This window comes from Leifsonia sp. EB34 (assembly GCF_041260585.1).
In the GTDB taxonomy this organism is placed as follows: domain Bacteria; phylum Actinomycetota; class Actinomycetes; order Actinomycetales; family Microbacteriaceae; genus Leifsonia.
The window spans coordinates 146,492-167,919 of sequence record NZ_JBGCCV010000003.1 but is presented as its reverse complement, the minus strand read 5'-3'; the positions used below and the strand labels follow the sequence as shown (position 1 = coordinate 167,919).

Sequence of the window (21,428 nt, the reverse complement as noted above, 5' to 3'; positions counted from 1 at the left end):
TCCGCCCAGCGGTGCCTGCGACTCAGAGGTCCGACTCGACCGGTGCGGTCGCGACCAGCTCCTTCACGCCCGACAGGATCTCGTCCGGGCGGAACGGGTAGCGGTCGATCTCGGCCTGGTCGCTGATCCCGGTCAGCACCAGGATGGTGTGGAGGCCGGCCTCGATGCCCGCGACGACGTCCGTGTCCATCCGGTCGCCGATCATCGCCGTGTTCTCCGAGTGCGCGCCGATGCGGTTGAGCGCGGAGCGGAACATCATCGGGTTGGGCTTGCCCACCACGTACGGCTCCATGCCGCCGGTCGCCTTGGTGATCATCGCGGTGACCGCGCCCGTCGCGGGCAGCGGGCCCTCGGCGCTGGGGCCGGTGGCGTCCGGGTTGGTCGCGATGAAGCGGGCGCCGGCGCCGATCAGCCGGACGGCCTTCGTGATGGCGTCGAACGAATAGCTGCGGGTCTCGCCGACGACCACGTAGTCCGGGTTCGTGTCGGTCATGATGAAGCCCGCCTCGTGGAGGGCGGTGGTGAGGCCGGCCTCGCCGATGACGTAGGCGCTGCCGCCCGGCTTCTGCGACTTCAGGAAGTCGGCGGTCGCCAGTGCGGAGGTCCAGATCGACTCCTCCGGCACGTCGAGGCCGGAGGCGCGCAGCCGGGCCGCGAGGTCTCGCGGGGTGTAGATCGAGTTGTTGGTGAGCACCAGGAAGGGCGTGCCCTGGTCGCGCCACTGCTGGATCAGCTCGGACGCGCCGGGGAGCGCGGAGTTCTCGTGGACGAGGACGCCGTCCATGTCGGTCAGCCAGCATTCGATCTCGTCGCGTCGCACGCAGGACCCCTTCCGATGGTGAAGTGACGCCACCAGCTTATTGCCCGGGGGTTGCAGGAGGGTTTCGGGAGGTTGTCGAGATGCCGTGCCGGCCGTCGTCCTCGGTGCCGGGGAGTGGCGGCACTGCTCAGTTCGGCCGGTACGGCGCGAGCTGGACCTGCTCGGCCAGCGCGTAAGCCGCGCCGCGGTCGGCGTCGTCGGCAACGAACACCCGGCCGACGAGCAGAGCCGTGCGATGGGGGAGGTCGATGCGCGTCAGCCCGGGCGGTGTCGCGCCGCTCCAACCGGCGGCGCAGAGGAGGAAATCGCCGGGCCCCGTGCCCGTCTTCCGGGTTCCCACGTAGGCGAAATTGGAGCCGGAGGCGGGATCGGTGAACTGGATGCTGAGGTAGCGGCCGCCGGAATCGGGCACATGCAGCACCTGTGGGCCGGCCGCGACGTCCAGCCAGCCGCCGAGATACAGGAGGTCGTCGGCGCCGGTGGCGATGACGGTGCCCGCCGAAGCGGACTGCGACGCGCTCTCCGGTACGGCGTAGAGCGTGTTCACGGGTATCGGGCCGCCGCCCATGCCGCGCGTCGTGAAGACGCGCTTGAAGCCGCCGACCGTGATGCGCGGCCAGAAGAACACGAACAGGAAGGTACCGGCCGCCCAGACGACGACCGCCGCGATGGAGAGGGTGACGATCGCGGCCCGGCCGCCATCCACAATGCGCCGGTACACGACCCAGGCGAAGATCGCGAGAATGACGACGGTGATCGGGGTGGCGTATTTCAGGATCAGGCGATTCACGGCCTCACCTCGACGACAGGTGGGAGCTCGTAGTCGCCGTCCAGGATCGCCGGTCCCGGAAGGTAGGCGCGGAGCATGAGCGAGAATCTCCCTGAGGGCGATGCCAGCCAGTTCGGGGTGGCATCCGGCGGCTGACGCGCCTGGAGCAGGATCTCCACCGAACCGTCGGGCTGCATGCGAAGACCCGACCGGCTGCCGATACTCGACCGCCCTCCCGGGGTATCGACGATGTAGCCCGTCGGATCCGTCGCGGTGAGTGACCAGAACGCGCCGTTCGGCGGGAGGCCGTCGGCCGGGAAGCGCACTCGATAGGCGCGGTCGCCGCTGAGTCGCGAGCCCGCGGCGTCGGTGTCCGCGGTCCAGTACGCTGCCTCCTCGAAGCTGTTGACGACCGGCAGCGCCTTCTGCAACGCAGCGCGCACCAGCAGCCCGGTGCCGGGACGGCCTGCGCGTCGGATCGCCCGCCAGCCGTTCACGGTGGTCGTCTCCGACCGGGCCACGGCGTTCAGCAGCAGGATCGTGGTCAGATACGCGAACGTCGCACCGATGATCACGCCCTGCACGACGCCGGAATCGGCCAGCCACCGGAGGAGTCCGCCCACGGTGAAACCCTAGGCAGGCAACTGGACGGGGGCAAGCACGCTGTTCTGCAGAACGCGTCGTGCCCGAGTTCCGCGCCAGGGCTCCCGTTACGCTGAGTCGGTGAGTCCGGAGATCCCCCAGCCGAGCGACCTACCGCCGTCCGCCGAGCTGACCACGCACGGTGTCGGCCCGTGGCCCGGCGCGTGGCCGGACGACGAGCGCTACGACCCCGAGCTGCTGCGGCACGGCGACACCCGGAACGTCATCGACCGGTACCGGTACTGGCGGATGGAGGCCGTGGTCGCCGACCTCGACCAGCACCGCCACCCGTTCCACGTGGCGATCGAGAACTGGCAGCACGACATGAACATCGGCTCCATCGTGCGCAGCGCCAACGCGTTCGCCGCCGACACCGTGCACATCATCGGCCGGCGCCGCTGGAACAAGCGGGGTGCGATGGTCACCGACCGCTACCAGCACGTCGTCCACCACGACGACGTGGAGGCGTTCGTCGCCTGGGCGCGGGAGGCCGGCCTCCCGATCGTGGCGGTCGACAACGTGCCGGGCTCTGTGCTGATCGAGACCTACCGGATGCCGCGCGAGTGCGTGCTGCTGTTCGGTCAGGAGGGCCCCGGCCTCTCACCCGCGGCCCTGGCCGCCGCCGACGTCGTCGTCGAGATCTCCCAGTTCGGCTCCACCCGCTCCATCAACGCCTCGGCCGCCGCCGCCGTCGCCATGCACGCCTGGATCCTCCAGCACGTCCCCTTCGAGTAGCCATCCGTTCCTCACTTTCTCCCGCAACACGCCGCGCGGAGGCGGGAGAAAGTGAGGAAGAGATGGCTGCGGGTCAGCGGTTGGTGCGGCGGATGACGAGTTTGAGGGCGGACCAGTCCTCGGACAGGGCGGCGACTTTGACGTCGACGAGGCCGCGGGCGAGCGCGGTGTCGCGGATGAGGTTCTCGTCGAGGTCGCTGACGTGGCCGGCGGCCTTGCGCGGCCAGGCCGCCCAGATCATCCCGGCGGGGTGGATGCGCGGGGCCAGCGCGTCCAGCTCGGCCACGTAGTCGGCGGCTTCGCGGTAGAACGCGACGATCAGCCCGGCCGGCTCGGTCGAGGAGGGCGCGAGCCATTCGACGTCCGACGGGCCGTCCTCCACGGGCACCGCCCAGCCCGGGTCGGCGTGCAGGAGCTGGGCGCGCATCCCGGGCTTGAGGCCGAGCTTCTTCCAGAGCGGCGTGCCCGAGTAGCCGGCGCCGCTCATGACGCGCCCTGCCAGCCGGCGTCCGCCGCGATCCGCGCGATGGCCTCCGCGTCGAGGTCGTAGACCGTCTCGCCGTCGTCGGCCGCAGGGGCGCGCACGGCGTGGGCACGCACCGTCCCGTCCGCGGACAGGTCCACCAGCGCGAACCCGGCCCCGCGCTCGGCGCGCTCCCGCGGCGGCGGCCAGAGCACGTCCGTCGTGTTGGCGACCGCCGGGGCCACGACGACCGGGATGCCCCGAGTACCCGCCGACGTGACGAGCGCGTGGTGGTAGTGGCCGGCCAGGATCAGCCGCACATCCCCCGCCGAGCACACCTCGAGCAGGGGAGCCGGGTCGATCAGCCGCAGTGTCTCGAACAGTCCCGTCGTCGGCGGGGCCGGTGGATGGTGGAGCACCACGATCGTCCCGTTCGCGCTGGGCGCCGCCAGCGCCTCCCGGAGCCGCTCGAGTCGGTCGTCCCCGATCCGCCCGTAACCGGCCCGCGCGACGGTGGTGTCGACGGTCACGACCCGGAAACCGCCCACGGTGAACACCCGCTCCCGCTCCCCGAGAACCTCCTCGAACGCACCGGGGAGGTCGTGGTTGCCCATCGCGTACGCGACGACCGCGCCGCGCTCCGCGGCCCACGGCTCCAGCCGCTCTTGCAGCAGCCGGTACGACGCCGCGCTCCCGTCGTCGGACAGGTCGCCCGACACCACCACCAGGTCGACAGCCCGCAGTTCGCCGGCGCGGGCGAGCGCCCGGTCGAGCCCCGCGAGCGTGTCGACCAGCCCGTAGTGGAGGCGGCCGTCGCCGTAGAGGTGGGTGTCGCTGAGGTGCAGGATCCGCAGTCGGTCGGTCACGCCGCCCACCCTAGCGCCACGGTCCGACGCCCCGGGGTGGGCCGGGCCGGGTCAGCCGATCAGCGACGGTCGCAGGTCGCGCAGCGTCCGGAAGTGCGTCATCCGCGTCACCCCGACCGCCGACGCCAGCAGCGCGATCAGCATCCACACCGCGAGCACGCCCGCGTCGGCCCACGCCATCGCGGGGTTTCCGCCGTACATGAGCTGACGGATGCCGTCGACGGCATACGACATCGGCAGCACGTGGTGGAGCGCCGCGAGCGGCCCCGGCAGCGTCTGCCACGGGAACGTTCCGCCCGCCGTGACGAGCTGCAGCACCATGAGCACGAGCCCGAGGAACTGCCCCACGCTGCCAAGCCAGACGTTGAGCGCGAGGATGATCGCGGCGAACGTCACCGACGCGAGCGCCATCATCCCGAACATGCCGAGCGGGTTGTGGATGCCGAAGCCGAGTGCCCCCGACACGATCGCGAACAGCCCGATCATCTGGACCGCGCCGAGCAGCCCCGGCGTGAGCCAGCCGGCGAGCGTGATCTTCACCGGCGAGTGGAGGGCGGTGATCGCGCGCCGGGACACCGGCTTGACGATGAGGAACAGCGCGTAGATGCCGATCCAGCCCGCCAGCGCCACGAAGAACGGCGCCAGGCCCGCGCCATAGGTGCCGGCCGAGGTGACGGAGTCGCTCTTCAGGTTCACCGGGTCGGCGATCGTGGAGGCCTGCTTCTTCTGCAGAGCAGGAGAGTTGTCCGGGACCTGCGCGACGCCTTGCGTGAGGCCGTCGTGGAGCTGCGTCGCCCCGTTGTGCAGGGTCGTGAGACCGTCGCGGAGCTGGGCGGAGCCGGTCGCCGCCGAGGCCGCGCCGCTCGCGAGCTGGGCGGCGCCGGCCTGTGCCTGGGACGCGCCGTCGGCGACCTGGGACGCCCCGGACGACACCTGAGCCGCACCCGCCGCGACCTGGCGGGAGCCCGCTGCGAGCTGGTTCACCGGCCCGACCGCCGACTGGATCTGCGTGTTGCCGGCCTGGACCTTCTGGTCGATGCCGCCGAGGCCGGCCTCCACCTGTGCGATCACGGCCGGGTCGACGTGGGCCGCCTGGAGCTGCGCGATGAGCTGCTGCCCGGCCGCCGGGGCCTGGACGGCGAGCTGCGCCGCGGCCTGACTGGCCTGGGTCACCTTCGCCGCGAGCTGGTCGTTGCCGGCCGAGACCTGGGCTGCGCCCGCGCTGACCTGGGCGGCGCCGTCGCGGACCTGGGCCGCGCCGGAGGACAGGTCGCCGAGCTTGCCGGCGAGCGTCTGCGACCCGCTCGCGAGCTGGGCGGTGCCGTCGGCGAGCTGGGCGGCCCCGCTCTGGGCGCTGGCGCTGCCGTCCACGAGCTGGGCGGCGCCGCCCTGCGCCTTCACCAGGCTGGAGCGGATGTCCGCGAGGCCGAGCAGGAACCGCTGAGCGGCCTCCTCGTTCACCTGCTTGACGATGGAGGTGCGGATCTTCTCGGCCGCCTGGGTGCCGATGGTCGACGCCAGGTAGCTGTTGGTGTCGTTGGTCGTCAGGGTGACGATGGCGCGCTGCGGCGTCGTCCCGGAGGCCGAGGCGAGCGCCGTGGAGAAGTCCGACGGGAAGGTGATGCTGAAGTCGTACTTCGAGTCGTCCACACCCGACGCTGCGGAGCTCGAGGCGACGCGGTGCCACTGGAACGAGCCGTCCGTGATGAGCTGGTCGGCGACCTGGCTGCCGTAGTTGACGGCCTTGCCGTCGACGGTCGTGCCGGTGTCGTCCACGACGATGGCGGCGGGGATGCGGTCGAGGTTCGCATACGGGTTCTGGTTCGCCCAGAGGTAGAGGCCGCCGTAGAGCACCGGGACGCACATCAGGGCGATGAGGGCCACGATGGACATCGGGCTGGCGGTCAGGCGGCGGAACTCGGCCGCGATCATCTGGGGGATCTTCATGAATTCTCCACGATCAGGTCGGGGAGCTCGTCGGTGTCGTCCCGGCCCGGGTCTTCTTCTGAGGTTTGAGGTGCGGCGTGGGCGGCGTCAGCGGCGTCGTCGTCGCCGGCGAACTGCCGCGACACGAGCGCCGAGGCGGCGATCGCCGCAGCGGAGGCGTCGCCCGCCACGACGAGCACGGCGATGCCGCGCGCGGCGAGCTCGCGCGCGAACCGCCACCACTCCACCGGGTCGCCGCCGTGCCGGTCGGGGGAGACGATCACGACGCCCTCCACCCCGGCGCGCAGCAGCGCCAACTCGGTGAGGAGGCGGATGCGCACGGTCGGCGGCACGGTCCCGATCGCGTACCGGGCGTACGGGGAAGCGCCCAGCTCGGCCAGCCGGCGGCGCACCGCGAGCGGGTGGGAGGCGAGACCGGCGAACATGAGCTCCTCGGCGACGATCCCGGCCACCGTGACATCGGAGGCCGGCTCGCAGACGTCGGGGGCGTCCACCAGCGCGATGCGCCGACGCATCGCTCCGAAGTCGGCGCGGCCGTCGATGGTGACCGACCCGCTGTCGGGCCGCATCCGCCCGGAGGCGATCAGCCCGAGCACGGTCGGCCGCTGCTCGGTCTCGGCGCGGCAGAGGGTGGCCTGGCCGGTCTCGAAGGAGACGCAGGTCGCGGGGAGGGCGGCGTCGCGCGGGCCCTTGGCCACGGAGTCGAGGGTGATCTTCATCGGGTGGTCGCCTCCGGTGTCCCCTCCGGGGTCGTCCGCGCAGCCCCCTGCACCGTGTCGAACGACAGCTCCGGCGTCGCGGCCAGCAGCTCGCCGGCCTCCCGCCAGCCCATTCCCGCCGCGGACAACGCCGCCAGGATGACCAGCCGGTGCCCGTCGCGGTCGGACGCCTTCGCGCGCGTCGCCTCGTCCAGCACGGACACGGCCGCGTGCTCGATGAGCCGCGTGACGGTCTCCCTGTCGAGGTCGGTGCGGATGGTGCCGTCCGCCATGCCACGGCCGACCGTGTCGCGCAGCCGCTCGCGCGCCGGGTCGAGCGCGGTGCCGACCAGCTCGCGGTGCGGCCCGCGCACGGCGAGGGCGGCGCTGACCCGGATGTGCTCGACCTCGGCCCAGAGCGTCGCGCCGAACAGCGCGATCTCCACGCGGGCGTCGGGGTGCGACACCGGGTCGAGCAGCGCGGCCAGGCGGGCGGCGCCGCGCGTGAAGACGTCGATCAGCAGTTCGTCGCGGTTGGCGAAGTGGCCGTAGACCGCACGACGGCTGAGCCCGGCGAGGGCGGCGATGGCCTCGAGCGAGGCGTCGATGTCTTCGTTGAGCGCTGCGGCGGCGGCGACCAGGAGGGCCTCCCGGTTCGCCGTCGCGTCGCGCCGGGGTGCGCGTGCGGGCGCGCCGGAGGTGGGCGCAGGGGTGGTGGGCATGCGACGATCGTACTCTTCTTGCACACGAGTGTGCAAGTTAAGCGATCACGCCGCGACCGCCCTCCCGCCCGAGACCGTCGGCACGCGCACATTGCGCCGTGCCGCGACGGCCGCCAGCGTCAGTGCGAGCGCCCCGACCGCGTACACCAGCAGCGGTCCGGTCGCACCGAACGCCGATCCCGCGTCGCCGCCCGCCGCCGCGCGCAGCATCGCCAGGGCCGGCGCCGTCGGCAGGGAGGCCGCGAGCGACGCCAGGGCCGCGGGCACGGTCGACGACAGCCCTGCGGTGAGCGCCACGATCCCCACCACGAGCGCCACCAGCCGCCCGACGCCGCCGAACGCGGCCGCCAGGGCCTGGTTGAGCAGCCCGAACACCGCCCCGATGACGGCGGCGGCCAGCGCGAAGCCGAGCCAGACATCCGGGCGCAGGCCGAGCCCGAACTGCGTGGCGCCCGCGACGACGACGCCCTGCACAGCCCCGATCAGCGCCACCATCCCGGCCGACCGCAGCGCGATCAGCGCCGAGGGCGTCGTCGTGAGCAGCATCCGCGACGGCACCGCCCGCCGGGCGAGCGCGGTCGCCATCCCGCCGAGCCAGAGCGCGAGGATCGCGTAGAGCGGGAGTGTCCCCACTCCCGTCGGCGGAGCCTTCTGGACCGCGACGACCGGCTGCGCGGCGACGGCGGACAGCGTCGTCATGTCGCTGTCGCTGTAGCTGGGGATGGACTGAGTCGCCTGCGCCAGCCCCGAGGCGAGCTGGGCCGCGCCCTCCGCCGTCTGACTCGCTCCGGTCGCGGCGGACGCGGCGCCCGAGCTCACCGACGCGGCCCCGGAGGCCGTCTGCGCCGCACCGGAGGCGACCTGCGACGCCCCCGACGCGGACGCGTCGATCCCGCCGACGAGGGCCGGCATCGCGCTCGCCAGGGCGGCGTTGCCGGACGCGACGGCGTTCGAGCCCTGCGCGAACGCCGACAGGCCGCTGTTCGCCTGCTGCAGCGTGCCGAGCGCAGCCGTCGCCCGCGTGCAGAGCACCGCCGGACCGGTCGCGCAGAGCTGCGCGACCACCTGCGCGAACTGGGTCGTCGCCGAGCCCACCCCCGCCGACGCCTGGTCCGCCGCCCCGGCGAGCGCCGCCGACCCGGCCGCGAGCTGCTCGGTCTGGGCGGGCAGCGGCTGCGCCTTGTCGCTCAGGGTGCCGAGCCCCGACGCGAGCGACTGGGCGCCGGCGTCCAGGGACTGCGCGCCCGTCGCCAGGGTGGCTGACCCGCTCGCCAGCGATTGCGTTCCCTGCGCGAGCGTCGCCGCACCGGACGACAGGGAGGCCGCACCCGACGAAGCTGACCCGATCTGCTGGTCGATCGTGTTGAATCCCGCGTAGACGTTCTGCAGGTACTGCGTGGTGAGCTGCCGGTCGAGCGCGGCCGTCGCCGCCTGCGTGACCGCCGCCGCCAGGGCGGGATCGACCAGCGCCGAGGCCGGGCTGGTCTGCACCGTCACCGTCGCCTGCTTCGCGCTCGCCGCGGCGCCGCCGATCGAGGTCGCGTCCGCCGAGAACGACGACGGGATGGTGAGCACCGCCGCGTACTCCCCGCTCGCCAGCCCGGACGCCGCATCCTTGTCGTTGGTCAGCACCCACGTGAAGTTCGTAGCGTCGGTGGACGGCGGCGCCTCCGTCGGGCTCGTGCTCCCGGAGGCGGACACGGTGGAGGCGCCCGCGATGAGCGACCCGGCGAACTGCCGCCCCAGCGGGATGGTCTTGCCGTTCTGGGTCACCGGGGTGTCGTCGTTGACCACCGCCGCGGTCACGCGGTCGAGGTGCTGGACGGGCGAGAACAGCCCCCAGCCGAGCACGGTCACCACCAACGGGGGCGCGAGGGCGAGCCCGATCAGCGTGATCGCACGCGTGCGCTCGGTCCCGGCGCGCGCGCCGAACGGCGCCCGGCCGGCGGATGGATCGGTCATGATGCGCTCCCGTCAGGTGGGAAGGTGCGAGTCGAGCGCGGCGTCGCCGCCGCGGGAGTCGGGGGTGGGTGGTCGGGGCTGAGCGTGGCGGGGGTGCGGTAGCGGGGGCTTCGGAACCGGCAGCAGCTCCGCCACCCCCTCCGGCGACTCGGCCGCCAGCACCACCGCGGCCCCCGCGTCCGCGGCCCGCTGCAACTCCGCCGCCAGCCGCCGCCGCTCCTCCCCGACCACGGCCTCCGCGCCATCGACGACGACGACTGCCGGCCGCCCCTCCGCCGCATCCCGCACCGCCGCCACCGCGTCCGCCGACCGGTCGAGCCGCGCGACTGCCGCCCGCGCCCGCACCGACGACCGTCGCACCGGCAGCAGCAGGCCGTCCACCTTCACCCGCCCCGCCGTCAGCGGCGCGCGTCCCGCGATGGCCAGCGCGAGCGCCGTGTGCCCCGGCCCCGTGACCACGATCGCGCCGCCCGGCGGGACCAGCGCGTCGAGCGGCCCGGACTCGCCGGCCCGGGCGCCCTCCGCCGCCAGCGCGTACCTCGTCCCCGGCTCGGGCCACCCGGCCGCGTCCAGCTCCGCCTGCACGCCCTCGCCCTCGATGTCCAGCACCGGCAGCGCGCGGTCCCACGAGCGCGGCATCCACCAGGTCGCCCTCCCGAACAGCACCAGCACCGCCGGAATGAGCGTCATCCGCACCACGAACGCGTCCACCGCGACCCCGACCGCCAGGCCGAGCGCGATCGGCTGGATCTGTGCGTCCCCGCCCGGGATGAAGGCCGCGAACACCGCGAACATGATGACGGCCGCGGCCGTGACCACCTTCGCCGACCCCTGGAAGCCCTGGTGCACGGAGGCCGTCGTGTCGGCGCCCCGGATGTGCTCCTCCCGCATCCGGCTGGCGAGGAACACCTCGTAGTCCATCGCCAGCCCGAACAGCACGCCCATGACGATGATCGGCATGAAGCTGATGATCGAGCCGACGTGCGCGACGCCCAGCGGTCCCGCGAGCCAGCCGCTCATGAACACCAGGCTGGTCACCCCGAACGCCGCGCCGATGCTGAGGAGGTAGCCGAGCGCCGCCGTCACCGGCACCACGATCGACCGGAACACGATCGCCAGAAGCACCAGCGAGAGCCCGACGACGAGGAGCGCGAACGGCAGCAGCGCCCCGCCGAGCCGGGAGGAGATGTCGATGCCCGCCGCCGTGTACCCGGTGATCGAGAGGTCGATCCCGTACTCGCGCTGGAAGTGGTCGTGCATCGACCGCAGCTTCGCCACGAGCGCCTGCGTCGCCTCCGAGTCGGGCGCGCCGGTCGGGACCACCTGCGCGATCCCGGTGTCCCCCGGCTCGTTGGGCGTGGAGAGCGGGACCGCCGCGACCCCGGGGACGGTCTTCAGCTCGGCGCCGAGGTCGTTCATCAGGCCGACCGGATCGGTGCTGCCGATCACGGAGCCGGTCGCGATGAGGGGCCCGTTGTAGCCCGGACCGAAGTGCTCGGCGATGAGGTCGTAGGCGATCCGCGCGGGCTCGTGCTCGTCGAGGGAGCCGGCGTCCGGCAGCGCCAGGCGGAGGGACGCGGCCGGGAGCGCGACCAGGCCGAGCAGGCCCACGACGAGCACGACGGTGAGGATCGGGATACGCGTGACCAGGCGGACCCAGAAGCCCGCGATCGGATGGCGCACGGGGGAGGGCGGTGGCGGTGGCTGCGCGGGCTGCTCCCCGGTCGGCTTCGCAGGTTCGTGCGGCTGTCCCTTGCCTGCCTTGGCGCCCCCGCGATACCGCTTCGCCACCACCCGCATGCCCGCGAACCCCAGCAGCGCCGGCGTCAGCGTCATCGAGATCAGCACCGCGATCGTCACCGCGAGCGCCGCGGCGACGCCCATCGTCGTGAGGAACGGGATCCCCGCCACGCTCAGCCCCACCAGCGCGATGATCACCGTCACCGCCGCGAACACCACCGCCGACCCGGCCGTCGCGACCGCCCGCGCCGCGGACTCCTCCGGCGCCATCCCGTGCTTGAGCTGCTCCTGGTGGCGGGAGATGATGAACAGCGCGTAGTCGATCCCGACCGCCAGCCCGAGCATGAGCGCCAGCAGCGGCGTCGTGGAGGCGATGGTCAGCCAGTGCGTCGCCGCGAAGATCAGCGACAGCGACAGTCCTGCCCCGAGCAACGCCGTGATGAGCGGGAGGCTCGCCGCGATCACCGAGGCGAACGTCGCGATCAGGACTGCGAAGGCGACCACGATGCCGAGCAGCTCTGTGACGCTGATCCCGGCGACCGACTGGGAGAAGAGCTGGCCGCCGACCGCCACCTGCGACCCCTTCGGGAGGGCGGCCTCCAGGTCGCTGCCCGCCTTCTGCAGCGCGTCGAAGGTGGAGGGCAGCACGGCGGTCTGCGCGACCGAGAGCTGGACGGGCACGATGACCGCCGACCCGTCCGCGGCGATGTTGCCCGTCGACGGCCCGCTGTAGGGCGAGGACGCCGAGGTCACCTGCGGGATCTTCGCGATCGCCGCCGCCGACGACTCCACCGCCGACTGGAACGCCGGATCGTGCACGTCCGTGCCTTTCGGCGCGACGGCGACGAGCTGGGCGGAGGTGCCGCTGACCTGCGGGAAGGTGCGCGCGAGCGCGTCCTGGGCCTGCTGCGACTCGGTGCCGGGGATGGTGAAGGTGTTGTCCGTCCCGTTGCTCAGCAGCGCCGCCCCGCCGAGGAGCAGCACGAGCGCTGCGAGCCAGATGGCGAGCACGCGTCTGCGCGCCCGGAACGCGGCGCGCCCCAGCAGGTACAGGAGCGACGACATCGGGGCCAATGTAGAGCTGTGCTCAGCTTCGCGACAATGCTCGTTTCCGCCTCGGGGAGGCTGCGGAACCCGGCGCGATAGGATCGAGTGCGACGGTCGTCCGCGAGGGGCCGACGCGCTCCCGACCCTCGAGAGGACGAAACGTGCCCGCGATCGTGATCATCGGCGCCCAGTGGGGCGATGAAGGCAAAGGCAAAGCCACCGACCTGCTCGGCAGCCGCATCGACTACGTCGTCAAGTTCAACGGCGGCAACAACGCCGGTCACACGGTCGTCGTCGGCAACGAGAAGTACGCGCTGCACCTCCTGCCGTCCGGCATCCTGACCGAGGGCGTCACGCCCGTCATCGCCAACGGCGTCGTCGTGGACCTCGAGGTGCTGTTCCAGGAGCTCGACGGCCTGATCGCGCGCGGCGTGGACGTGTCCCGCCTCAAGGTCAGCTCCAACGCGCACGTGATCACCCAGTACCACCGCACCATCGACAAGGTGACCGAGCGCTTCCTCGGCAAGCGCCAGATCGGCACCACCGGCCGCGGCATCGGCCCGACCTACGCCGACAAGATCAACCGCGTCGGCATCCGCATCCAGGACCTCTTCGACGAGAACATCCTCCGGCAGAAGGTGGAGGGCGCCCTCGACCAGAAGAACCACCTGCTGGTGAAGGTCTACAACCGCCGCGCCATCGGCGTGGACGAGGTCGTCGAGGAGCTGCTGAGCTACGCCGAACGGCTGCGGCCGATGGTGGTCGACTCTTCGCTGCTGCTGCACGAGGCTCTCGTGGACGGCAAGTATGTGCTGTTCGAGGGCGGCCAGGCGACCATGCTGGATGTCGACCACGGCACCTACCCGTTCGTCACCTCCTCCAGCTCCACCGCCGGCGGCGCCGCGACCGGTTCGGGCATCGGCCCCAACCGCATCGACCGGGTGATCGGCATCGTGAAGGCGTACACGACCCGCGTCGGGGCCGGCCCGTTCCCGACCGAGCTGTTCGACGAGTGGGGCGAGTTCCTCCGCGAGCGCGGCTTCGAGTTCGGCACCACGACCGGCCGCCCGCGCCGCACCGGCTGGTACGACGCTCCGGTCGCCCGTTACACGGCCCGCATCAACGGCGTCACCGACTTCGTGCTCACCAAGCTGGACACCCTCACCGGCATCGAGCGCATCCCGGTCTGCGTCGCCTACGACGTCGATGGTGTGCGCCACGACGAGGTGCCGTCGTCGCAGACCGACTTCCACCACGCGACGCCGATCTACGAGGAGTTCCCCGGCTGGACCGAGGACATCAGCGGCGCCCGCACGTTCGAGGACCTCCCGAAGAACGCGCAGGACTACGTGCTCGCCCTGGAGGCCATCTCCGGCGCCCGCATCTCCGCGATCGGCGTGGGCCCGGCCCGCGACGAGATCGTGGTGCGGCACGACCTGGTCGACTGACAGGCCGAGCGGTCAGGGGCGAACAGAAGGGTGACCCCTTATTCCGGTTCGCGCGCCGTAACCCGGAATAACGACCTCGTTATTCCGGGTTGCGTGCCCTAACCCGGAATAACTCCCTCACTATTCCGGCTTGCGCGCCATAACCCGGAATAACGACCTCACTATTCCGGCTTCCGCCCGTCAGAACCACGTGCTGAGCCGCGGCGGCACCGCCGTCCGGAACAGCCGGTCCAACGCCTCCGCATCCCCGTGGACGCGCCCCGCCAGCGCCAGCCCGCGCGCCAGGTCGTGGCCGAGGTAGACGCTGCCGAGCGCCTCGACCGGGAGGGTGACGTCGGGAGCGTCGGCGGTCGGCTCCACGCGCGCCTCGCCGTCCTGGGCGATGATCCGGTAGCGGCCGCCCGCGAACCCGAGCCCGTCGGTGACCTCCAGCACGAGGTCGCCGTCGCTCTCGTAGCGGCGGGCGGTGAGGGTCGCCGGGACGTCGAGGATCCGCACCCAGAGGTGGTCCTGGACGCTTGTGGTGCGGGCGCCGCGGATGTCCTGCACCAGGAGCTGCACGGGCTCGTCGACTCCGCGCGTCCAGGCCTTCACCTCGGCGACGAGGTCCAGTTCGAGGAGGTAGCGCCAGAGCGCGGTGAGCGCGGCGTCCGTCGTTGCCGCCAGGTAGTTCACCTCCACGACGTGACGGGAGAAGTCCTCCTCGCCCCCGCGCACCACGTAGCTGACGAAACCCTCGGGGCGCCCCTCCGGGGAGTCGTAGCGCACCAGGAGGTAGCGCGCCGGCTCGTCGTCCCCCTTCAGCGGGCCGATCAGGCGGTCGGCCAGGTACGGTTCGAGGCCGATCTCGCCGTGCCGGGAGGCCATGGCCTCGGCGAGGACGGCGTGGCCGGTCTCGCGGTACTCGTCGGGCGTGGTGAACGACAGCCGCCCCGGCGTCGGCGCGCCGGCCCAGCGGACCCGCTTGACGTCGACGCTCCAGCCGGTCACGAAGGTGGCCGGCCCGAAGCCCCAGCGGCCGTAGATGGTGGACTCCGAGACGGTGAGGATGGCGGCGGGGACGCCGAGCGCATGCGCGGTGCGCAGCTCCGCTCCGAGCAGCGCGGTCGCGACGCCCCGTCGGCGATGCGTCGGCGCGACCGTGACGGAGCTGATCGCCCAGGCGTCCAGGCTGCCGCCGCCCGGGACGGTCAGCGGCGCGACCCATGAGTTGACCGTGCCGACCGGCGTGCTCACGCCCTCGTCGTAGACCGCGGTGGTGCGGCGGCCGCTGAAGCTCCCCCTGGCCTCCTCGAGGACCTCCTCGCTGGGCCGCCGCCCGTGGAAGCCGCGGAAGTCCGCCACGATCCACGCGTCGATGGCGGCGGTGTCCGCCGCGTCGACGAGGGCGAGCCGGAGACCGGCGTCCGCCAGGTCGGCGGCCGAGCGCTGGTCAAGGGGTGCGGTGAGGTGGGTCTCGGTCATTGCTCCACCGTATCGGGGCGGTGCGACGGCAGAACAGGGCCGTCAGGGGCAGGCTCAGCGCCGGGCCGCTCCCGTCACCGCCCCGCCATCGCGTGCAGCAGCGGCAGGAGGGCGCCCGGCGCGGCCTCCTGCGCCTCCGCGAAGAACGCAGCGTCTGCCGCCTCGACCGACCCGATGGCCGCCTCCGCCCTCGCCGCGCCCGCCGCGGTGACGCGCAGCACCTTGGCCCGGCTGTCCGACGGGTCCGCCGCGCGCTCCAACAGCCCCTTCGCGACGAGCCGCCGCACGACCTCCGACGTCATCCGCGGGTCGGAGCCGGTCTGCTCCGACAGCCGCGCCTGGCTCGGGCTCTCGGACTGGCCGTTCGCCCACCAGGTGGAGGCCAGCAGCACGAACTGGGCGTGCGTCAGCTCGTGCGGCCGCAGCGCCTCCACCATCGCCCGCTGCCAGCGCAGGGTCGCGTGCCAGAGGAGGAAGCCCGGGCTGGTCGCCGGCCCCTCGGGGAAGTCCGTCATGCGTCCAGTCTGCTCCGTTCCGCCCTGCGTTCCGCCTCGGCCAGCAGGGCGGCGAGCGATTCGGGGAAGTCGGCGCTGATCTGCGGGCCCAGTTCGGGACCGACCGCGGCCGATCCTGCGCCGTCGATGGTGAGCGAGTAGCGCACCCGAGTGCGGGCCGAATCGTCTTCCAGGTCGTAGCGGAAGGTCAGCCGCACCTCGCCGAACTCCGTCACGTCGGCGTACGTGCGGTTCGCCTCCAACACGTCGATGCGGGAGCGGATGGGCTCCTGGCCGTCGGGCGTCACGGTCAGCTCTGTGCCGACCGCGAACGGCCCGTGCAGCTCGAATCGGTCGGCGCCGTCGTAGGTCAGCTCCCCGGTGTGGAGGTCGCGGACGGCCTCCCAGACCCGCTCACGGGGCAGCGTGGTGACGGCGATCTCCTCTGTGGTCCACATGATGCAATCCTTTCTCTGTGCGTAGATGATCTACGCATAGAGTATGTCGTCATCCTCGTCCGCGCAACCCTCCCGCCCGGTAGGGTCGGAGCATGGCTGAGAACGAGTCGACCGTGCAGGCGCTGGAGCGGCTGCAGAGCATCCGGCAGAGCATCGACAACATCGACGCGGCCGTCATCCACATGCTCGCGGAGCGGTTCAAGTTCACCCAGCAGGTCGGCGCACTGAAGGCCGAGCACGGCCTGCCGCCTGCCGACCCCGAGCGCGAGCGCGAGCAGATCCAGCGCCTGCGCGTCCTCGCCGAGGAGAGCCACCTCGACCCCGCGTTCGCCGAGAAGTTCCTCAACTTCATCGTGGCGGAGGTCATCCACCACCACGAGCGCATCGCGTCCGAGAACGGCCGGTAGGGCGGTGGCCTGGGACCCCGCGGAGCTTCCCGACGCCCACGACCGGACCGTCGTCATCACCGGCGGCAACGCCGGCGTCGGCTATTTCACGGGTGAGCAGCTCGCCCGGGCGGGAGCGCGCGTCGTGCTCGCCTGCCGGGACCCCGAGCGCGCCGAGGCCGCCGTCGCGGCGATCCGCCGCCGGGTGCGCGGCGCGCGAGTGGAGGCCACGCCACTCGACCTAACGGATCACGCCTCCGTCGACGCCCTCGCCGCCGCCCTGCTCGAACGCGAGCGCGTGGACGCCCTCGTGCTCAACGCGGGGATGGTGCACCCGCCGCGCGAGCGGCGCACCGACCGCTACGGCAACGAGCTGGTCCTCTCCACCAACGTGCTCGGCCACTTCCGCCTCGTCGCGCGCGCCCTGCCGGCCCTGGAGCGCACCGCGGGCGCCCGCATCGTGTCGCTCGGGTCGCTCGCCGCCCGGCTCGGTTCGCTCCGGCTGGACGACCTCCAGCTCGAGCGGTCGTACACGTCGTGGCGGGCGTACTCGGGCTCGAAGATCGCCGCGCAGGTGTTCGGATTCGAGCTGGAGCGCCGGCTCCGCGCCGCGGGCAGCGGGGTGACGAGCCTGGTCGTCCATCCCGGCTACTCGACCTCCGGGCGCACCCCCGGCATCCGCGGCGTCAACCAGCCGAGCCGCGCCAAACGGTTCGCCGACAACCTGCAGGCGGCGTGGACGCAGGGCAAGGACCACGGCGCGTGGGTCCCGGTGCGCGCCGTCCTCGACCCCACGGTGACCGGCGACGACTACCTCGGGCCGGCCGGGCTCACGAAGGGTGCGCCCGCGAACGGGCGCGCCGCGCGGTCGTCCCGCTCACCGCGGACCGGGGCCCGGCTGTGGCCGTTGCTGGAGGCCGCGTCGGATCAGGAGTTCACGGTCCGCTGAGCCGTGCGCGTCAGTCGTCGACGACGATCGAGAGCAGCCGCTGCCCCTCCGGCACCTTGGCGCGCAGCGCGTCGCGGGCGGCCGGGTAGTCGGTCCCGTCGGCCTCGATGTGCTGCGTCGCCGACTCCCGGATGATCGCGGTCGCGATCACGCGTCCGCCGCGGGGCATCGCGTTGTGCACCTGCAGCAGCTCGAATCCCTGTGGCACCTGCTCCTTCACGAGCGCGCGTGCGGTCTCGGCGTCGTCCGCCTCGGCGGTCAGCTCGCGGGTCTCAGTGGTCTGCGTCACGCCGTGCACTCTCATCGCACGCAACGCTACCGGAATGCACGTACATCAGTATCCTGACCGCGCTCTCAGCGGACGCTCAGACCGGTCGACTGGGCTGTACCTCATGGACATCGCCTACACCGCCATCGCGCACGCCTCCGGAGGCGGACGCGACGGTCACGTCCGCAGCGAGGACGACCTGATCGACCTGGACACCCGCCCGCCGCGCGAGCTCGGCGGCTCGGGCGAGGGAACCAACCCCGAGCAGCTCTTCGCCGCCGGCTTCGCCGCGTGCTTCCTGAGCGCCATCCACGCGGTCGGCCGCGCCGGCAAGCTGGACACCTCGGACGCCGCCGTCTCGGCGAGCGTGGGCATCGGCGCCAACGGCGAGGGCGGCTACGGCCTCGCCGTCGAGCTGGACGTCTACCTGCCGCGCCTCGGCCGGGAGACCGCGGAGGAGACGATGGAGAAGGCCCACCACGTCTGCCCGTACTCCAACGCGACGCGCGGCAACGTCCCGGTCAAGCTGACGCTGGTCGACTGACCGGAGCTGACGGGAGCGCGGTGCGGTCGCGGCGTCAGTCCGCCGCGACCCGCCCGACCTTCTCGGTCTTGTCCCAGCGGGCTTCGGCGCCGGCGAGCTCCTTGAGATACGAGTCGAACGTAATCGCGCAGAGCAGCGAGCCGTACCCGGCCAGGTAGATCAGCGTCGGGGCCAGCCAGCGTCCCGCGCGGGTGCGCTCGGACCGTCGCGCGAGCCACGCGACGACCATGGAGAACGGGATCCAGATGTAGATCGCGAGCGTCAGGATGAACAGCGCCTCGGTGCTGAGCGTGATCCCGAACAGGCCAGGCAGCCACACCAGGGTGATCGGCGGGAACAGCGCCGTGATCATCACGATCATGTTGATGATGCCGGGGAACAGCAGGATGTGCCCCAGCTCTTTGCGACTGGTCCTGGCATCCGTGAGCGAGCCGAGGATGAGCACGAACAGGTAGGCGAGCGCCGCCGAGATCCAGAGCACACGGAAGACGTTCGCGGCCAGCTCGTTCTGCAGGAAGAGCAGCCCGGCGAGCCCGATCGCGGACGTCACCATGATCAGCGGCAGCAGCCACAGGCTGAACCAGACGATGCCGAACGTCCACGCGCCGAGGTGGTGGACCCGCGAGGGCCGGAACCAGACCTTGGAGTACCGCGCCGTCACGGACACGTTGCCGCGCGCCCAGCGCAGCCGCTGCTTCCAGAGCGCGTCGACCGCGCGCGGCTCCTCGGCGAGGACGTGCGCGTGCGGCTCGAACACGACCTTCTTGCCGTGCAGCTGCGTCTCGAAGGTCGTGATGGTGTCCTCGGCGAGCGTGGAGGTGTCCACCCGGCCGCCGATGGCCATCAGGTTCTCGCGGGTGTGGAGCTGCGCGCCGCCGGCGAGGCAGGCCTGCGCGCCGAGCACGTTCTGCGCGCGCCGGGCGGCGGGCTGCGAGAGCACGTATTCCACGCTGACGAACTTGGTGAGGTAGTTGCGGTCGCGGCTGCCCTCGCGGATGTACGCGGAGACGGCCCCGACCTCGGGGTCGGCGAGGTGCCGGGTCATTCGCCGCAGCGAGTCGGGCAGGTAGATGACGTCGGCGTCCATGATGAGGAGCGCCTCCATCCAGTCCTCGGCGAGGATGCGCTCGATGCCGTGGTTGAGGGTGTGCGCCTTGCCCTGGCCGCCCTGCTCGCGGCGCAGCAGGAAGACGTTGCCCGGATACTTCTCGGCCCGGCTGCCGACGACGACGGGGGTGTCGTCGGTGCTGGCGTCGTCCACCACGTAGATGCGCAGAGCCTCTTTGGGGTAGTCGAGCGCCATGAGCCGGTCGATGGAGGCCCCGATCACGGCGCCCTCGTTCCAGGCGGGCACGACGATGGCGACGCGCGGGAGGTAGGGCGCGGCCTTCTTGTAGTGGTTGATCCAGGCGTGGAACGGGATGACGACGAACGTCGCCGCGGCCGCGACCACCGGGATGAGTCCCGTCAGTGCCAGGATCAGGCACACCACGACGCCGATCCACTCCAGCACGCCGAGCACGTCCACGCGGGCTCCCCTCCGTCCCTCCCACACTACCGGGCGTTCTGCCCCGGGGGACCGGCGCGGCTAGGTGGGAAGGGGTGCGGGAGCGGCCGCCGCGGAGAACTCGCCGTCCGCGACCGCCTGGCGAACCGTGAGGTAGTCCGCGTGCGCCTGATCGGCATACGCGAGGGCCCACTCGACCACGGCGATGTCGAACGTCGTGCCGCTCCCCAGGTATCCCGCGATGAACGGGGCGTTGGGGGACTGCGCGTGGGCGCGCGCGAGCACGGTGCCGCAGGCGTCGACGTAGTCGGCGAACGGCCGGAAGTCGAGCTCCTCCGTGTCGATCGACACATTGTGGTCGCGGAACTGCCGGATGTAGAACGCGTGCCCGTCCTGCCGGGCGTAGCCCAGGAACGGATCGCTGACGGCCTGCAGCACCCGCTGGTTGCCGACGACCCGGTGGCCGTGCTCGTCGTCGTGGGCGTGGTCGTCGAACTCGGGCGAGCGCCCGGCGGGGGCCCCGCCGAACTCGACGGCGACGGACTCGCTCGCCTCCTTCACCTGCAGCACCAGCGGCTCGCCGGCGGGCCCGGTGAGCACGATGATGTAGCACCGCGTTCCCACGCTGCCGACGCCGACGACGCGGCGTGCGGCGTCCGTCGGCACGTACTGCGACAGCAGCACCGCGATGTCCGTCGGGACGGTCTCCAGATAGGTGCGAAGGATCGCGAGCACGTTCTGCTCGGTCGCTTCGGGCACATGGGTCTGCCGCGGCGGGTTCTCGACGATCGTCATCGCGCCGTCCGCGCCGCGCTGGGTGATCTTGCGGACGACCCGGGCGGACGTGCGCCGGGACGCGGCTTCGATCGCACGGTCGAGCACCTGCTGAGAGCTCACGGCGCTCCGGAACCTGCTCACGTCGGCGCGGACGTAGTAGCGCTCCAAGACGTCGAGCCGCATCATCTGCCGGAGGCCGATGCGATAGGCGGCGGCGGCCTCCAGGGCGGCGATCCTGACCTCCGGCTCCCCGAAGCCGCGCTGGCGTGCCGCCAGCACGACGCTCGCCACGAAGCGCTTCAGGTCCCACTCCCACGGCCCGTAGGCCGACTCGTCGAAGTCGTTGAGGTCGAAGACGAGACTGCGCTCGGGCGACGCGAAGAGCCCGAAGTTGGCGAGGTGGGCGTCCCCGCAGATGGTCACGTCGACGCCGGTCCGCGGCTCCGGCGCGAGGTCGGCGGCCTGGATCGCCGCCGATCCCCGGTAGAAGGCGAACGGGTTCGTCGTCATCCGCTCCAGCCGCAGCGGGATGAGCTCGGCCACCCGGTGCTGGTGCTGTCGCTTCAGGATGCCGACGGGGTCGCGATCGGCCGCCGGTGCGTAGTCGCCGTGGCGGCTCCGCGGGACACGCGAGCGGGCGTCCTTTCCGGCCCGGAAGAGATCGGCGGCGCTGTGGATCGCGTCGTGGTCGAGACGGAGGTGGCCCTCTTCAGCTGTCATCG

General features: G+C 72.3%; 21 protein-coding genes. 5 read left to right on the top strand and 16 right to left on the bottom strand.

The genetic code is table 11. The features are described 5' to 3' along the window. Nucleotides 1–22 precede the first annotated feature (22 nt). The 3 genes from ABIA36_RS17895 to ABIA36_RS17885 form a co-directional block, all read right to left on the bottom strand. Nucleotides 23–784, bottom strand: a complete 762-nt coding sequence (locus ABIA36_RS17895) for an HAD-IIA family hydrolase (RefSeq protein ID WP_369963940.1) — start codon at nt 782–784, stop codon at nt 23–25. Between the two features lie 163 nt (nt 785–947). Continuing rightward, nucleotides 948–1,610, bottom strand: a complete 663-nt coding sequence (locus ABIA36_RS17890) for a DUF1254 domain-containing protein (RefSeq protein ID WP_369963923.1) — start codon at nt 1,608–1,610, stop codon at nt 948–950. Further along, nucleotides 1,607–2,212, bottom strand: a complete 606-nt coding sequence (locus ABIA36_RS17885; protein WP_369963922.1) for a DUF1214 domain-containing protein — start codon at nt 2,210–2,212, stop codon at nt 1,607–1,609. Before ABIA36_RS17885 ends, ABIA36_RS17890 begins: the two co-directional genes overlap by 4 nt. Nucleotides 2,213–2,312: 100 nt before the next feature. Here ABIA36_RS17885 and ABIA36_RS17880 point away from each other — a divergent pair, with 100 nt between their 5' ends. Beyond that, nucleotides 2,313–2,966 (top strand): TrmH family RNA methyltransferase, encoded by a 654-nt coding sequence (locus tag ABIA36_RS17880; RefSeq protein WP_369963921.1) that lies wholly within the window; start codon nt 2,313–2,315, stop codon nt 2,964–2,966. 73 nt (nt 2,967–3,039) lie between these two features. Here the strand turns inward: ABIA36_RS17880 and ABIA36_RS17875 are convergent, their stop codons facing one another. From ABIA36_RS17875 to ABIA36_RS17845, 7 genes are read right to left on the bottom strand one after another with little or no spacing between them, the layout of a single operon-like run. Continuing rightward, nucleotides 3,040–3,453 (bottom strand): DUF3052 family protein, encoded by a 414-nt coding sequence (locus tag ABIA36_RS17875; RefSeq protein ID WP_369963920.1) that lies wholly within the window; start codon nt 3,451–3,453, stop codon nt 3,040–3,042. Next, nucleotides 3,450–4,295, bottom strand: a complete 846-nt coding sequence (locus tag ABIA36_RS17870) for a metallophosphoesterase (protein WP_369963919.1) — start codon at nt 4,293–4,295, stop codon at nt 3,450–3,452. Before ABIA36_RS17870 ends, ABIA36_RS17875 begins: the two co-directional genes overlap by 4 nt. Nucleotides 4,296–4,346: 51 nt before the next feature. Further along, nucleotides 4,347–6,242, bottom strand: coding sequence for a YhgE/Pip family protein (locus tag ABIA36_RS17865; RefSeq protein ID WP_369963918.1), 1,896 nt, complete (start codon nt 6,240–6,242; stop codon nt 4,347–4,349). Beyond that, nucleotides 6,239–6,961, bottom strand: coding sequence for a hypothetical protein (locus ABIA36_RS17860; RefSeq protein WP_369963917.1), 723 nt, complete (start codon nt 6,959–6,961; stop codon nt 6,239–6,241). Before ABIA36_RS17860 ends, ABIA36_RS17865 begins: the two co-directional genes overlap by 4 nt. Continuing rightward, nucleotides 6,958–7,662, bottom strand: a complete 705-nt coding sequence (locus ABIA36_RS17855; RefSeq protein ID WP_369963916.1) for a TetR/AcrR family transcriptional regulator — start codon at nt 7,660–7,662, stop codon at nt 6,958–6,960. The genes ABIA36_RS17860 and ABIA36_RS17855 overlap by 4 nt, the downstream gene beginning before the upstream one ends. 45 nt (nt 7,663–7,707) lie before the next feature. Next, nucleotides 7,708–9,624 carry a YhgE/Pip domain-containing protein gene (locus ABIA36_RS17850; protein ID WP_369963915.1) on the bottom strand — a complete coding sequence of 639 codons (1,917 nt, stop codon included), beginning with the start codon at nt 9,622–9,624 and terminating at the stop codon, nt 7,708–7,710. A 12-nt stretch (nt 9,625–9,636) separates the two neighbouring features. Next, a complete protein-coding gene (locus ABIA36_RS17845) occupies nt 9,637–12,429 on the bottom strand; it encodes an MMPL family transporter (RefSeq protein WP_369963914.1) in 2,793 nt (930 codons plus the stop codon). A 143-nt stretch (nt 12,430–12,572) separates the two neighbouring features. Here ABIA36_RS17845 and ABIA36_RS17840 point away from each other — a divergent pair, with 143 nt between their 5' ends. After that, the gene (locus ABIA36_RS17840; protein ID WP_369963913.1) at nt 12,573–13,859 is read left to right on the top strand and encodes an adenylosuccinate synthase; all 1,287 of its coding nucleotides are present in this window, start codon (nt 12,573–12,575) and stop codon (nt 13,857–13,859) included. 180 nt (nt 13,860–14,039) lie between these two features. Here ABIA36_RS17840 and ABIA36_RS17835 read toward each other — a convergent pair whose 3' ends face one another. The 3 genes from ABIA36_RS17835 to ABIA36_RS17825 form a co-directional block, all read right to left on the bottom strand. After that, nucleotides 14,040–15,323, bottom strand: a complete 1,284-nt coding sequence (locus ABIA36_RS17835) for a GNAT family N-acetyltransferase (protein ID WP_369963912.1) — start codon at nt 15,321–15,323, stop codon at nt 14,040–14,042. Between the two features lie 74 nt (nt 15,324–15,397). Continuing rightward, on the bottom strand, nt 15,398–15,838 hold the full coding sequence (locus ABIA36_RS17830; protein WP_369963911.1) for a MarR family winged helix-turn-helix transcriptional regulator: 441 nt from the start codon (nt 15,836–15,838) through the stop codon (nt 15,398–15,400). Next, nucleotides 15,835–16,275: a polyketide cyclase gene (locus ABIA36_RS17825; protein WP_369963910.1), complete on the bottom strand. Its 441-nt coding sequence runs from the start codon at nt 16,273–16,275 to the stop codon at nt 15,835–15,837. The genes ABIA36_RS17830 and ABIA36_RS17825 overlap by 4 nt, the downstream gene beginning before the upstream one ends. Before the next feature lie 92 nt (nt 16,276–16,367). Between ABIA36_RS17825 and ABIA36_RS17820 the strand changes: the two genes are divergently transcribed. After that, on the top strand, nt 16,368–16,682 hold the full coding sequence (locus ABIA36_RS17820) for a chorismate mutase (protein WP_179604467.1): 315 nt from the start codon (nt 16,368–16,370) through the stop codon (nt 16,680–16,682). Nucleotides 16,683–16,686: 4 nt separating this feature from the next. Beyond that, nucleotides 16,687–17,610 (top strand): SDR family NAD(P)-dependent oxidoreductase, encoded by a 924-nt coding sequence (locus tag ABIA36_RS17815; protein WP_369963909.1) that lies wholly within the window; start codon nt 16,687–16,689, stop codon nt 17,608–17,610. A gap of 10 nt (nt 17,611–17,620) precedes the next feature. Here the strand turns inward: ABIA36_RS17815 and ABIA36_RS17810 are convergent, their stop codons facing one another. Then, entirely contained in the window at nt 17,621–17,899 is a 279-nt protein-coding gene (locus tag ABIA36_RS17810) for a hypothetical protein (protein WP_369963908.1), read from the bottom strand. Nucleotides 17,900–18,002: 103 nt separating this feature from the next. Between ABIA36_RS17810 and ABIA36_RS17805 the strand changes: the two genes are divergently transcribed. Further along, nucleotides 18,003–18,422: an organic hydroperoxide resistance protein gene (locus ABIA36_RS17805; RefSeq protein WP_369963907.1), complete on the top strand. Its 420-nt coding sequence runs from the start codon at nt 18,003–18,005 to the stop codon at nt 18,420–18,422. A gap of 34 nt (nt 18,423–18,456) precedes the next feature. On the opposite strand, the gene ABIA36_RS17800 is transcribed toward ABIA36_RS17805, so the two are convergent. Continuing rightward, nucleotides 18,457–19,950 (bottom strand): glycosyltransferase family 2 protein, encoded by a 1,494-nt coding sequence (locus tag ABIA36_RS17800; protein ID WP_369963906.1) that lies wholly within the window; start codon nt 19,948–19,950, stop codon nt 18,457–18,459. A gap of 60 nt (nt 19,951–20,010) precedes the next feature. Continuing rightward, nucleotides 20,011–21,426, bottom strand: a complete 1,416-nt coding sequence (locus tag ABIA36_RS17795) for a DUF2252 domain-containing protein (RefSeq protein WP_369963905.1) — start codon at nt 21,424–21,426, stop codon at nt 20,011–20,013. Between the last annotated feature and the right edge of the window lie 2 nt (nt 21,427–21,428).